This window comes from Asanoa sp. NPDC050611 (assembly GCF_040654855.1).
In the GTDB taxonomy this organism is placed as follows: Bacteria; Actinomycetota; Actinomycetes; order Mycobacteriales; family Micromonosporaceae; genus Asanoa.
The window spans coordinates 1-12,399 of sequence record NZ_JBFAIU010000227.1 but is presented as its reverse complement, the minus strand read 5'-3'; the positions used below and the strand labels follow the sequence as shown (position 1 = coordinate 12,399).

Below are 12,399 nucleotides of genomic sequence, written 5' to 3'. Positions count from 1 at the left end.
GGCGGCCGCGGTCGAGGTGCCGGGCGGACTGCAGGTCGCCCAGGACGGCTACCGCATCGAGCCCGTGAGCCAGGCGCTCTCGACGACCGGCGCGCAGCCGCTGCGGTTCCGGGTCGTCGGCCCCGACGGCGAGCCCGTCACCGACTACACACCGACCCACGACAAGGACCTCCACCTGATCGTGGTGCGCCGCGATCTGGCCGGCTTCCAGCACGTCCATCCGCGCCTCGGCGTTGATGGGGTGTGGGAGGTCCCGATGCGCGCGGCGGCGGGCTCCGGCCAGTACCGGTTGTTCGCCGACTTCCAGCCCGCCGGCCGGGCCGAGGCGCTGACCCTCGGCGTCGACCTCCCCGCCCGAGGGGACTACCAGCCCGTGCCGCTGCCACCCGCGGGGCGGACGGCGTCGGTCGACGGTTACACCGTCACGCTGGACGGTGACCTGGTGCCAGGATCGTCGTCGAAGCTGACGCTGACGGTCGCCAAGGATGGCGCGCCGGTGCGTGACCTCCAGCCGTACCTGGCCGCCTACGGGCACCTGGTCGCGCTCCGGTCCGGTGACCTGGCGTACCTCCACGTGCATCCCGACGGTGCGCCGGGCGACGGCCGTACCGCGGCAGGTCCGCAGATTGTCTTCCACGCGGAGGTTCCGTCAGCCGGCGCCTACCGGTTGTTCCTCGACTTCCAGCACGGCGGTGTGGTGCGCACCGCGGCGTTCACCGCGCTCGCGGGCGGCGCCGCTGCGACGGCGGCGGATCCTGCCGCGCCCGCGCCAACGGCCAGTTCCACGCACGCCCACGGAGGGCACGGATGAGCACCGACAGCACGTCTCGGCCGTACGCCGTCCAGCGGATCGAACTGGCCATCGGCGGGATGACGTGTGCGTCCTGCTCGGCGCGGGTCGAGAAGAAGCTCAACCGCATGCCGGGTGTGACGGCGACGGTCAACTACGCCACGGAGAAGGCGTCGGTGGAGTTCCCCGACACGGTGACGCCGGCGGACCTGATCGCCACGGTCGAGGCCACTGGCTACACCGCCGCCTTTCCCGCCGACGAGCCCGAAGCCGCCGAGCCGGACAAGCCCGGCGATGAGTTGTCCACGCTGCGGCGCCGGCTGTGGATCTCGCTCGTGCTCGCGGTGCCGGTCACCGTGCTGGCCATGGTGCCCGCGTGGCAGTTCACCTACTGGCAGTGGCTGTCGCTGACGCTGGCCGCGCCGGTGGTGGTCTACGGCGGCGCCCCGTTCCACCGGGCCGCCTGGACAAACCTCCGGCACGGAGCGGCCACAATGGACACACTCATCTCGGTCGGCACCCTGGCCGCGTTCGGCTGGTCGTTGTGGGCATTGTTCTTCGGTACGGCGGGTACACCCGGCATGACCCACCCCTTCTCGTTCTCGGTCGCGCGGGGCGAAGGCGCCGGGAACATCTATCTCGAGGTGGCCGCGGCCGTCACCGTTTTCATCCTGGCCGGCCGCTACTTCGAGGCACGGTCCAAGCGACGCGCCGGTGCCGCCCTGCGGGCCCTCCTCGAGCTCGGGGCCAAGGACGTCGCGGTGTTGCGCGACGGCCGCGAGCAGCGGATCCCGATCGCGCAGCTCGCGGTCGGCGATCTGTTCGTCGTGCGGCCCGGCGAGAAGATCGCCGCGGATGGCGTCGTCACCGGCGGTGCGTCCGCGGTGGACGCGTCGATGCTCACCGGCGAGTCCGTGCCGGTCGAGGTCGGCGAGGGAGACGCCGTCGTCGGTGCCACCGTCAACGCCGGCGGTCGCCTGGTCGTCCGGGCCGAACGGGTCGGCTCGGATACCCAGCTGGCCCAGATGGCGCGCCTGGTCGAGCAGGCCCAATCCGGCAAGGCGGCCGTGCAGCGGCTCGCGGACCGCGTGTCGGCGGTGTTCGTCCCGATCGTCATCGGGATCGCCGGCGCGACGCTCGGCTACTGGCTCGGCACCGGCAACGGAGTCGCCGCCGCCTTCACCGCGGCGGTCGCCGTGCTCATCATCGCCTGCCCCTGCGCGTTGGGCCTGGCCATACCGACGGCCCTGCTCGTCGGCACCGGACGCGGCGCGCAACTCGGCATCCTCATCAAGGGCCCCGAAGTGCTCGAGTCCACCCGCCGCGTCGACACCGTGGTGCTCGACAAGACCGGCACGGTGACCACCGGCCGGATGACCCTGGTCGACGTCGTCACCGCCGAGGGCGTCGGGCGCGAGCGGGCGCTGCGGCTGGCCGGCGCCGCCGAAGCGGCCTCCGAGCACCCGATCGCGCAGGCGATCGCGGCGGCAGCGGCGGAGGTCGGGACGCTCCCCGAGGTCACCGCGTTCGCCAACACGCAGGGACTCGGGGTGACCGGCTCCGTCGAGGGCGTGTCGGTCGTCGTCGGGCGCCCGGCCCTCCTGGACGCGCACGGCATGACCGTGCCCGTCGACCTGGATGCCGCGCGTCAGGCGGCCGAGGAGAGGGGCCGCACCGCGGTCCTGGCCGGTTGGGACGGCCAGGCGCGGGCGCTGTTCGCCGTCGCCGACACCGTCAAGCCGACCAGCGGGGCCGCGGTCGCACAGCTGCGCGCCCTCGGGCTCGCCCCCGTGCTGCTCACCGGGGACAACAAGACCGTCGCCGACGCCATCGGTGCCGAGGTCGGCATCGACCGCGTCATCGCCGAGGTGTTGCCGGCCGACAAGGTCGAGGTGGTCAAGCGGCTGCAGGACGAGGGCAAGGTGGTGGCGATGGTGGGCGACGGCGTCAACGACGCCGCCGCTCTCGCCCAGGCCGACCTGGGCCTGGCCATGGGCACGGGCACGGACGCCGCGATCGAGGCCGCCGACCTCACGCTGGTCCGTGGCGACCTCCGCGCCGCGGTCGACGCGATCCGCCTGTCGCGGCGGACGCTGGCCACGATCAAGGCGAACCTGTTCTGGGCCTTCGCCTACAACGTCGCCGCACTACCACTGGCCGCCCTGGGCCTGCTGAACCCGATGATCGCCGGCCTGACGATGGCACTGTCGTCGGTCTTCGTGGTCTCCAACAGCCTGCGGCTGCGGGGCTTCAAACCACGAACGACTACCTGACCCGCGATGCGGAAGCGAAAAGGTGGCGTCGTCCCGACGGGGGCGACGCCACCACCGTCGATCACTCAGCCGCGCTCAGCGCACCGTCGCGACCGGGCCGCATGCGCACCCCGATGGCGCCGCCCGTGGGAAGAACCGGTGACGTGTTGGGAGCCGACCGAAGCCCGAGCGACCGCTTTGATCGCTAGCCGACCATCCGATCCTTCGCCCAGCGAAGAGACAGCAATGGTGGCGTCTGCTCGCGATCGTGGATCAGGTTGGTTGGGCGAGGATTCGACCAGTGCCGTAGCGGCGGGCCGTGCAGTGCCCGCCTACGGCGGCCGCGTAGCAGGCCCACCGCAACACCGATCGCGGCTGCAACGCCGACGCCGATCCACAGCTGCGGTTTGTTACGCAGCTCGTCGGGCAGCTGCTCGGCGAGGACGAGGACGCCCATCGCCACGACGAACCAGCCGAACGACTTGCGGAGCAGATCGGCAGGGATCCGTCCGACGAGCCGGCCACCGAGGAAGCTGCCGACCACGGCGGCCGCGGTGACCGCGAGGGCCAGCCCCCAGTTGATGTGCACGCTGGAGAGGTAACCGCCCAGGCCGGCGAAGGACTTCATCGCGATCACCACCAGCGAGGTGCCGACGGCGATCGGCATGGGTAGGCCGCCGAGCAGGGCCAGGGCGGGCACCACCAGGAACCCACCGCCGGCCCCGACGAGCCCTGTGACCAGTCCGACGACGATGCCGTCCACGACCACCCGGACCACCGGCACCTCGTGCGGCCCGCGTTTCGTGTTCCGTCGGCCGCGGATCATGGCTATCGCGGTGGCGAGCATCATGATCGCGAACGCGGTGAGCAGGAATCCGGCAGGGATGTACGCGGCGAGCCGGCCGCCGGCGTAGGCGCCCGTCATGCCGGCGACGCCGAAGATCAGTCCGGTCCGCCACCGTACCCGGTTGGCCTTGGCATGGGGGATGACGCCGACCGCGCTGGTGGCTCCGACGACGAGCAGTGAGGTGGCGATGGCCTCCTTGGGCGGCAGGTCGGCGACATAGACCAGCAGCGGTACGGCGAGGATCGAGCCGCCGCCGCCGAGGAGTCCCAGGCTGACGCCGATGAGGACGGCCAGGCCGATGGTCAGTGCCAGGGCCAGGGTCATGCCCGCACCCCGGTGCTCTCACGCAGCTGGGCGACGATGGTGTCGAGGTCGCACGTCGCGCCGCGGTTGTAGGGCAGCCTGCTCAGGAGCATGCCCATCGCGCACGTGTTGGTCACCGCGGCAAAGGTGAGTCCCGCGCCGATCGCCCCGGCGACCCATTTGAGACCTGGCACGAGTATCGAGCCCAGGATGCCGGCCAGCACGATGGAACCGGCGACCAGTCGGACCTGGCGCTCCAGGTCCCACCGCGGCGTGCCGCGCGTGATCGGCGCGTCGGCCGCCTGCCAGGCAAGCATGCCGCCGTTGAGGATTTTGACGTGCGGCAAGCCGGCTCCGGTCAGGGCCTGCTGTGCCTGAGCGGCGCGGGCTCCGGAGCGACAGACCAGCACCACGCCCTCGTCGAGGTGGTGACGCAGTTCCTCGCGGTGTTCTTTGAGCAGATCGAGGGGGACGTTGTGCGCGCCCGGGATGTGCACGCTTTCGAACTCGGCTGGCGTGCGCACGTCGAGCAGCCGAGGCGCCCGATCCGAATCGATCAGTCCGCGCAGGTCAGCGGCGTCCAGGGTGGCCGGACGGGAGGTCTCGAAATTACTCATTTCCTTCTTCTTCCACGATGGTGACACCGGCCGTCGCGGCCCGATCGAACATGTCGTCGATGACGACGACGTCGCGTCCGGCGTTGGCCAGGAGTGACCCGGCCGCGGCGGCGCGGTACCCGGACCCGCAATGGACCCAGACGGTGCCCGGAGGTACGTCACGGAGCCGTTTGCGCAGGTCGGGCAGAGGGATGTGGATGGCGTCGTCGATATGCCCGGCACGCCATTCGTTGGTCAGCCGTACGTCGAGGACCACGTCAGGGGCACGCAGGCCGGCGGGAGTGTTGCCCGCACGGGTGGCCGCCAGCGCCGGGAAGTCCGCCATCCGAAGTGCCCGCAGCTCAGCCGAGTCGGCTACCCACTGCTCGGGCTGACCGGTGGACTGCGCCGCTGGTCGGTCGATTCCGACGCGGACCAACTCCCGCTGGGCATCGGCGACCTGCTCTGGCGTCTCCGCGAGCAGGGTGATCGGTGCACCCCAGTCGATCATCCAGGCCAGCCACGTCGACATCGGCCCGTCAAGCCCGACGCTGATGGTGCCGGCAACATGCGATGCGGCGTACGCCTTGCGGTGCCGCAGGTCGACGACCCATTGGCCGTCGGCGATCCGCTGGCGTAGCTGTGCGGCATCGATTCGCGAGGCCGGCCTGAGGTCGACCGGCGCGGGGCCCGCGACATTGGCCACCCCCATATGGGCGTAGTACGCCGGATACGCGTCGAGCCCGGCCAGGGTTTCCGTTACGAAGGCGTCGGCGGCCAGCCTGAGTACGGGGTTGGTCCGCTTCTCCCGGCCGATGGTCGACTCGGACGCGTCGGCCTGGCCGGCGGAGCAGAAGCTGCCGAACCCGTGGGTGGGCCAGATCTCCGCACCGTCGGGCAGCAGGTCGGCCAGCCGGTTCGCCGAGGCGTGCTGGTGGTGCGCCAGCTCGTCGGCGTGTTCTGTGCCGAGCAGGTCCGTACGCCCCGTGGTGCCAAAGAGCAGTGAGCCACCGGTGAACACGCCAACCGCCCGCCATTCGCCCTGCGTCATGTGGTCGATGACGTACGACAGGTGGTGGAAGGTGTGACCCGGCGTGGCGATCACGCGCAGCCGCATGGACTCGGAAATGGCAACGTGATCACCGTCAGAGATCGGCGTGCGATCGAAGTGGACGTCGTCGGCCGCCGGCACGAGGTAGTGGGCTCCGGTCAACCGGGCCAGGTCGAGTCCGCCGGAGACGTAGTCGTTGTGGATGTGTGTCTCCACGACGTGGGTGACCCGCACTCCTCGCTCGCCGGCAAGGTGCAGGATCCGGTCGACGTCGCGCTGCGGATCGACGACGACGCCGACCTTCCCGTTGGAGGCGAGGTAACTCCGGTCGCCCAGGGACGACGTCGCGATGATCGAGACCTCAGGTGCCACTTGCCGTACTCCTTCATGACATGCATACCCCCGGGGGTATGTTCGGGGCAGACTTGTCCCTTGCTCGTGTCGCGGGGCTGCTGACCGCCCGCGGTCAGCGAGGCCCGTGCGTCAGGAGAGGGCCAGGAAGAGCTTCTCGAACTCCTCCTCGGTCATCTCCGGAGTCTCGCCACGCTCCCGTGCGGCGCTGCAGTACCGCATCCCGGACGCGATCATCTTGTAGCCCGCCCGGTCGATGGCCTTGGACACCGCGGCGAGCTGGGTCAGTGCCTCACGGCAGTCCCCGCCGTTCTCCATCATCTCGATGACGGCGTTGAGCTGGCCCCGGGCTCGCTTCAGCCGGGTAAGGGCATCGGCAGTCATGTCAGGTCGTAGTTTCATCACGCCACCTCTCGCGCTCGAAGATACCCACGGGGGTATCCGCACGCCGGGGATACCCCCGGGGGTGTGCCGAACTCCACAGCACGCGGGTTCAGCCCGTCACCTTGGCCTCGAGCAGGAGCTGGGCGGCCGCGCGCGCGTCGCGGGCCGGCTCGGGACTGCCGACGATGGCGGCGGTCACCATCGCACCGTTGGCCAGGACCAGCAGTTGCGCCGCGAGCGGCGCGGGCCGGTCCGCTGCCGCGACGAGGGCGGCCAGGTGGTCGGCGACGGCCTGCTTGTGCGCACGGACGATTTCGGCCACGTTCGCCGATGCGCCACCGAGCTCGGCGAACGAGTTGATGAAGGCGCAGCCGCGGAAGTCGGGCTGGCTGAACCAGTCGTAGAGGTAGTCGAAAACGGCGAGCACGCGCTCGTTCGGGGTCGCCCGCGCCGAGGTGTACGCCGAGATCTCCGCGCGAACCGCAGCGTCGCGCCGGCGCAGCACCGCTTCGACAAGGTGCTCCTTGGACGGGAAGAGCTGGTACGTGCGCTTGAGCGAGACGCCGGAACGCTGCCGGATGGCGTCCATGCCGATCGCCTGGATGCCGCGCTCGTAGAACAACTCGTCGGCCGCGTCCAGCAGGCGAACCTCGGCCGCAGTGTGGTCCATGTCAAAGCCCCTTGCTATGAGAACGACCGTTCTCATAGCCTAGCAGCCAGTCGGAGAACGACCGTTCTCACCGAGTCCGAGGAGCCCCTGTGGCCCGCTTCGCTACCCGTCACCGCACCGTCGCCCTCGCTGGGCAGCAGGTCTTCTACCGGGAGGCCGGCGACCCTTCGCGGCCGACGCTCGTGCTGCTGCACGGCTTCCCCACCAGCTCACACATGTTCCGCGACCTCGTACCCGCGCTGGCCGACGAGTACCACCTCATCGCTCCGGACCACATCGGATTCGGACGTTCCTCGACTCCACCTGTGGATCAGTTCGAGTACAGCTTCGAACGGCTTACCGACGTCACCCTGGCGTTGCTCGACACGCTCGCTATCGAGCGTTTCGCGCTGTACCTGCACGACTACGGCGCCCCGATCGGCATGCGCATCGCCAGCCGGAACCCGGAACGGGTGACCGGACTGGTCACGCAGAGCGGAAACGCCTACACCGAAGGGTTCACGCCCTTCTGGGACGTGCTTTTCGCGCACGCCAAGGACCGGGCGACCCACGAGCCGGAAGTTCGCAAGCTTCTGGAGGCGGAGGCCACCCGCTGGCAGTACACCCACGGCGTGCCGGCTGACCGCATCGAGCGCATTGCTCCAGAGACGTGGACGCTCGACCAGGCCGGCCTGGACCGGCCCGGCAATGCCGAGATCCAGCTTCAGCTCTTCTGGGACTACCAGTTCAACGTGGACGCCTACGCCGACTTCCAGCGCTACTTCCGCGAGCACCGGCCGCCCACGCTGGTCGCCTGGGGTCGCAACGACGAGATCTTCGGCGCCGCCGGCGCGGAGGCGTACACCCGCGACCTGCCTGACGCCGAGATCCACCTGCTCGACGCCGGCCACTTCGCACTGGAGACGCACGGCGAGGAGATCGCCGACCTGATCCGCGGCTTCCTACGCCGGATCCAGTAGCGGCCGATGTCTGCCACGACCCTGCGCCCGCCGGCCACCGGCCGGCGGGCGGCCTGGGCCACCGCGCTGACCGCAGGCACCATGCTGCTCGGCACGACGGCCCTGCTGGCCGCCATCGAAACCGTGAGTGAGCTGGACGTTTTCGCGCTGCCCTTCGTCGCCTCCGCGGCGGTACTCGCCATGGCTCCCGGCGCTCCACCTGCTCGACCGGGAGCGGTCCTGGTCAGCTACGCGGTGTGCACCCTGGTCGCGGCGGCGGTCACCACAGTGGTGGGTCCATCGGTGTGGACGGCCACCGCGGTGGCGGTTGCGTCGGTCGTCGCCATGCTCGCGCTGCGGGCACCGCACGCCCCGGCCGCGGTCTGCGCCGCCTTCATCGGCCTGACGGGCCCTGGTCCCATGTATCCGCTCCAAACGGTGCTCCCAGCCGTGCTGATCGTGCTGGGCGTCGCGCTTCTCGCCGGGCGACTCCTGCCGCGCTACACCTACCCGCCGGGCTCGCGCTGAGCCACCGGGTCCACTGCGGCCGGTCCTGCCATGCACCGAGCGCAGGGCCGGTCGCTGAGGACAGCGATGTTGACGCCGACCCGGATCGGGACGCGGTCACCCGGAGTGTCGGGTCATCGATATGTTCTGACGATGTACCCGGTGTCAGCGTCGCGTGGCGTGTGGAGGCTGTTGGGCGCGGTCGCGCTCGCAGGCACGGTGGCGGCCGCCGTGGGCTCGGCGCAGTTGTGGCTGGCCGGGTGGGCGGGGGTGTACCACCCGCGGTTGGCATTCCATCCCGTTGACCAGTGGTACGGCAATCCGGAGTGGCCACGACAGCTGATCGTCCTGGCGTGGTGCGTGTCGAGCGCCGTGCTCGTCGGAGCCGCGGTCGCCGGGCCGCTCGCAGGGCGTACCCGGTGGCGGTATGTGGTCGCGGCGGCGGCCGCGCTGGGTCCGGCGGCGGCGATGCGGCTGGCGACCGGCCCCGCGACCAGGGCGTCGGCCGGCTTCGACGTAGGCTCTGACGCGTTCCGGGCGGTGGTGATCGGGGCTGTCCTGGGCGGGCTGATGGCGTTGGCGATCGTGCGGTGGCGCGGGGCCGGTCGGTCCGCCGTTGTGTGGGTCGGCTGGATCTGGTGCACGGCAGCCGTGGCGGTGCTCTCGTACGAGCGGCGCCCGGACCACATCGTGCCCGTTCCCGCGCTCACGGATCCCGGCTGGTGGCCGGTCGCGGCAGCGGTCGTGGTGGCGGCGCTGCTGGGCTGGTGGGCCGGGCGCCGCGCGGACCCGCACCCCGTGTGGTTCGCGGTCGTCGGGCCCGTGATGCTGCTCGCCGTGTCCGTGGGTGTCCACCCGCTGCTGCCGGGCGGTGACCATCGGGCGGTGGCGGTGACCCAGTTCAGCGCCGTGGTCTGGTCGTTGACGGCGCTGGCCGGAGCCGCGTCGGCGGCGGCGGGCGTCCACATTGCCTGCGGTCCAGGTAGGACTAAGCGGCAGGGAGTTGGTGTTCGAGGCCGTCAAGGATGACCTGGAGGCCGAACTCGAGGCCTGGTCAGGACTGATGGAGCCCGACGACGCCTACCTGTGCATCGTCGCTAGCCACCGGCCCACGCGCGTGGCGCTGCCGTTCGACGACGACCCGACGCTGTCGGTGATCCTGTCCAAGGCCCTGCTGCTCGCCGCCGACGACAAGATCACGGACTGGACGATCCTGAATCAGATCAACCGCCCGTGAGAAACCGCTAGCCGGTGTAGCGGGCGGCCAGATCGACGATGCGACGGGCCGCGGCGACCATCGCACGGTCGGCGAACCGGCCGTCCGGCAACACGACCGTGCCCGAGTCGCGCCGCTCCGCCTCCGCGACGGCGGCCAGCAGCTCCGCCGCCCGGGCCACCTCGTGCTCGGCCGGGCGGAACGCGTCGACGATCACCGGCAGCTGGCGCGGGTGGACCGCCGTGCGGCCCAGGAAGCCGAGCCGGCGCCCCGCCGCACAGGATTCAGCCAGGCCGGCGGTGTCAAGGACGTCCGCGTACACCGCCATCGCCGGTGGTGGCAGGCCGGCCGCCCGGGCCGCGACCACCACCCGACCCCGCGCCCACAACAGGCCGTCGTCGTCGGTCACGCCGAGATCCGAGCGCAGGTCCGCCTCGCCCAGCCCCAGCGACGCCACCGCGGGGTGGGCGGAGGCGATGGCGTAAGCCGCCTCCAGCCCGATCGCCGACTCGATCAGCGGGTGCAGCGGCACGTCGCTACCGAGCGCGGCGACCACAGTGGAGGACTCCACTTTGGGCAGTCGCAGCCCACCCAGCCCGGGCCGGCCCACCACCGCGGCCAGGTCGGCGCCGACGTCCGGACCCGTCAGCTCGTTGACCCGGACCTGGATCGGCACCGGATGGGGGACAGCGAGAAAATCGGCGACCGCGTCCCGGGCGTACGCCTTGCGCCCCGCCACGACCGCGTCCTCCAGGTCGAGGATCACCGCGTCCGCGCCCGACGAAACCGCCTTGGCGAACCGGTCCGGCCTGTCCCCCGGCACGTAGAGCCAGGTCAGCAACATCAGATCACCCCGCGCGCACGCAACGCCGCCAGCTCGTCCAAGCCGACTCCGAGCGCGCCGAAGACCTCGTCCGTGTCCTGGCCGTGCCGTCGCCCGGCATGCCGGATCTCGCCCGGCGTCCCGGAGAGCCGGAACGGCACGTTCTGCATCCGCACCTCGCCCAGCTCCTCGTCGGGCACGGTGCGCACGGTGCCGAGGGCCGCGTACTGCGGGTCCGCGACGATGTCCCGCACGTCATAGACCGGCGCGACCGCCGCCTGCGCTTCCTCGAACGCGGCCACCACCTCGTCGCGGCCGCGGGCAGCGACCCAGGCGCCGACCGCGGCGTCCAGCTCGTCGGCGTGCGCGGCCCGGCCCGCGCCCGTCGCGAACCACGGCTCGTCGACCAGCTCCGGCCGACCGACCAGGCGCAGCACCCGCTCGGCGATGCTCTGCGCGCTGGTCGACACCGCCACCCAGCGGCCGTCGGCGCACCGGTACGTGTTGCGCGGCGCGTTGTTGTTCGACCGGTTGCCGAGCCGCGGCTGGACGTACCCGATCTGGTCGTACCAGGTGATCTGCGGTCCGAGCATCGCCATGATCGGCTCGATGATGGCGAGGTCGACCACCTGCCCGGCACCACCGGCATCACGGGAACGCAGGGCGAGCATCACCGCGTACGCCGTCGCCAGCGCCGCCACCGAGTCGGCGAGCCCGAACGGCGGCAGCGTCGGCGGCCCGTCGGGCTCCCCGGTCGCGGCCGCGAACCCGCTCATCGCCTCGGCGAGCGTCCCGAACCCGGGCCGCCGCGCATACGGGCCGACCTGACCGAACCCGCTGATCCGGGCGATCACCAGCCGCGGGTTGACCGCGTGCAGCTCGGCCGGCCCGAGACCCCACCGCTCCAGGGTTCCTGGCCGGAAGTTCTCGACCAGCACGTCCGCGTCCGCTAGGAGCCGGCGCAGCAGCTCGGCACCGTCGGGAGAGGACAGGTTGAGGGTGACGGTCCGCTTGTTGCGGCCCAGCACCTTCCACCACAGTCCCACGCCGTCCTTGGCCGGCCCGTGCCCGCGCGCCGGGTCCGGCTTCGCCGGGTGCTCCACCTTGACCACGTCGGCGCCGAAGTCACCGAGGAAGGCGGCTGCGAGCGGCCCGGCGAACAGGGTGGCCAGGTCGACGACCTTCACCCCGGCCAGTGGTGCGGTCATGGTGTCCCCTTCACCGGGTCGACGGTGACGAGGAAGACGTCGTCGGCCGTGAACCCGGTGACCAGGAGACGACCGTCGGCCGCCCGGGTCGCGTAGACGTTCTCCTCGCCGAACGGGTCCGCCGCGTCGTCGCGGGCCGTGCCGAACTGCGCGACGCCGACCTGCCGGCCGCGCCGGTCCACCCGCAGCGTCAGCACGTCGGCGCCGCCGACCGGCAACCCGAGCGTGCTGCCGGTGAACCCGACCACGGTGACGCCGCCGTCCGGCTGCGCGACCACCTCGGCGCCGGCGTCGGCGCCGCGCCCGCCGGTCACCAGCTGCCAGCGCTCCTTGCCGGCCCTGGTGTAGGCGACGGTCAGCACGTCGCCGCCGCTGGACCCGGTCGCCTCGACCGTCATCACGGTGCCCGCGTCCACAAACTCCTCCCCGGCCCCCGCCTCCGGCGCGTCACCCTCCGCCCGCC

At 71.5% G+C, this 12,399-nt stretch carries 12 protein-coding genes and 2 pseudogenes; 6 read left to right on the top strand and 8 right to left on the bottom strand.

The features are described 5' to 3' along the window. The coding region (locus AB0H87_RS28330; RefSeq protein WP_360152039.1) for a hypothetical protein at nt 1–811 on the top strand (811 nt) is incomplete at its 5' end. After that, the gene (locus tag AB0H87_RS28325; protein ID WP_360152036.1) at nt 808–3,063 is read left to right on the top strand and encodes a heavy metal translocating P-type ATPase; all 2,256 of its coding nucleotides are present in this window, start codon (nt 808–810) and stop codon (nt 3,061–3,063) included. The genes AB0H87_RS28330 and AB0H87_RS28325, both read left to right, overlap by 4 nt. A gap of 292 nt (nt 3,064–3,355) precedes the next feature. Here AB0H87_RS28325 and AB0H87_RS28320 read toward each other — a convergent pair. The 5 genes and pseudogenes from AB0H87_RS28320 to AB0H87_RS28300 form a co-directional block, all read right to left on the bottom strand. Continuing rightward, nucleotides 3,356–4,213: pseudogene (locus AB0H87_RS28320) on the bottom strand (sulfite exporter TauE/SafE family protein); the annotation flags it as partial. Further along, entirely contained in the window at nt 4,210–4,809 is a 600-nt protein-coding gene (locus AB0H87_RS28315; RefSeq protein ID WP_360152033.1) for a rhodanese-like domain-containing protein, read from the bottom strand. The gene AB0H87_RS28315 and the pseudogene AB0H87_RS28320, both read right to left, overlap by 4 nt. Beyond that, entirely contained in the window at nt 4,802–6,211 is a 1,410-nt protein-coding gene (locus tag AB0H87_RS28310) for an MBL fold metallo-hydrolase (RefSeq protein ID WP_360152030.1), read from the bottom strand. Before AB0H87_RS28310 ends, AB0H87_RS28315 begins: the two co-directional genes overlap by 8 nt. Nucleotides 6,212–6,322: 111 nt before the next feature. Further along, nucleotides 6,323–6,592 carry a metal-sensitive transcriptional regulator gene (locus tag AB0H87_RS28305; protein WP_360152027.1) on the bottom strand — a complete coding sequence of 90 codons (270 nt, stop codon included), beginning with the start codon at nt 6,590–6,592 and terminating at the stop codon, nt 6,323–6,325. A gap of 91 nt (nt 6,593–6,683) precedes the next feature. Further along, on the bottom strand, nt 6,684–7,244 hold the full coding sequence (locus tag AB0H87_RS28300; protein ID WP_360152024.1) for a TetR/AcrR family transcriptional regulator: 561 nt from the start codon (nt 7,242–7,244) through the stop codon (nt 6,684–6,686). Between the two features lie 89 nt (nt 7,245–7,333). Between AB0H87_RS28300 and AB0H87_RS28295 the strand changes: the two genes are divergently transcribed. From AB0H87_RS28295 to AB0H87_RS28280, 4 genes are all read left to right on the top strand, one after another. Further along, nucleotides 7,334–8,203 carry an alpha/beta hydrolase gene (locus AB0H87_RS28295; RefSeq protein WP_360152021.1) on the top strand — a complete coding sequence of 290 codons (870 nt, stop codon included), beginning with the start codon at nt 7,334–7,336 and terminating at the stop codon, nt 8,201–8,203. Between the two features lie 6 nt (nt 8,204–8,209). Next, nucleotides 8,210–8,710, top strand: a complete 501-nt coding sequence (locus tag AB0H87_RS28290) for an HPP family protein (protein ID WP_360152018.1) — start codon at nt 8,210–8,212, stop codon at nt 8,708–8,710. A 159-nt stretch (nt 8,711–8,869) separates the two neighbouring features. Then, nucleotides 8,870–9,718 carry a hypothetical protein gene (locus AB0H87_RS28285; RefSeq protein ID WP_360152015.1) on the top strand — a complete coding sequence of 283 codons (849 nt, stop codon included), beginning with the start codon at nt 8,870–8,872 and terminating at the stop codon, nt 9,716–9,718. Continuing rightward, a complete protein-coding gene (locus AB0H87_RS28280) occupies nt 9,696–9,926 on the top strand; it encodes a hypothetical protein (RefSeq protein WP_360152012.1) in 231 nt (76 codons plus the stop codon). The genes AB0H87_RS28285 and AB0H87_RS28280 overlap by 23 nt, the downstream gene beginning before the upstream one ends. Before the next feature lie 7 nt (nt 9,927–9,933). On the opposite strand, the gene AB0H87_RS28275 is transcribed toward AB0H87_RS28280, so the two are convergent. From AB0H87_RS28275 to AB0H87_RS28265, 3 genes and pseudogenes are all read right to left on the bottom strand, one after another. Next, nucleotides 9,934–10,749 (bottom strand): CoA ester lyase, encoded by an 816-nt coding sequence (locus tag AB0H87_RS28275; RefSeq protein ID WP_360152009.1) that lies wholly within the window; start codon nt 10,747–10,749, stop codon nt 9,934–9,936. Next, the gene (locus AB0H87_RS28270; RefSeq protein WP_360152006.1) at nt 10,749–11,936 is read right to left on the bottom strand and encodes a CoA transferase; all 1,188 of its coding nucleotides are present in this window, start codon (nt 11,934–11,936) and stop codon (nt 10,749–10,751) included. The genes AB0H87_RS28275 and AB0H87_RS28270 overlap by 1 nt, the downstream gene beginning before the upstream one ends. Then, nucleotides 11,933–12,399, bottom strand: a pseudogene (locus AB0H87_RS28265) (hypothetical protein); the annotation flags it as partial. The gene AB0H87_RS28270 and the pseudogene AB0H87_RS28265, both read right to left, overlap by 4 nt.

Bases quoted from the DNA above. Each gene is read 5' to 3' on its own strand.
- AB0H87_RS28325 (WP_360152036.1), top strand. From the start codon at position 808: ATGAGCACCGACAGCACGTCTCGGCCGTACGCCGTCCAGCGGATCGAA.
- AB0H87_RS28315 (WP_360152033.1), bottom strand. From the start codon at position 4,809: ATGAGTAATTTCGAGACCTCCCGTCCGGCCACCCTGGACGCCGCTGAC.
- AB0H87_RS28305 (WP_360152027.1), bottom strand. From the start codon at position 6,592: ATGAAACTACGACCTGACATGACTGCCGATGCCCTTACCCGGCTGAAG.
- AB0H87_RS28300 (WP_360152024.1), bottom strand. From the start codon at position 7,244: ATGGACCACACTGCGGCCGAGGTTCGCCTGCTGGACGCGGCCGACGAG.
- AB0H87_RS28290 (WP_360152018.1), top strand. From the start codon at position 8,210: ATGTCTGCCACGACCCTGCGCCCGCCGGCCACCGGCCGGCGGGCGGCC.
- AB0H87_RS28275 (WP_360152009.1), bottom strand. From the start codon at position 10,749: ATGTTGCTGACCTGGCTCTACGTGCCGGGGGACAGGCCGGACCGGTTC.
- AB0H87_RS28270 (WP_360152006.1), bottom strand. From the start codon at position 11,936: ATGACCGCACCACTGGCCGGGGTGAAGGTCGTCGACCTGGCCACCCTG.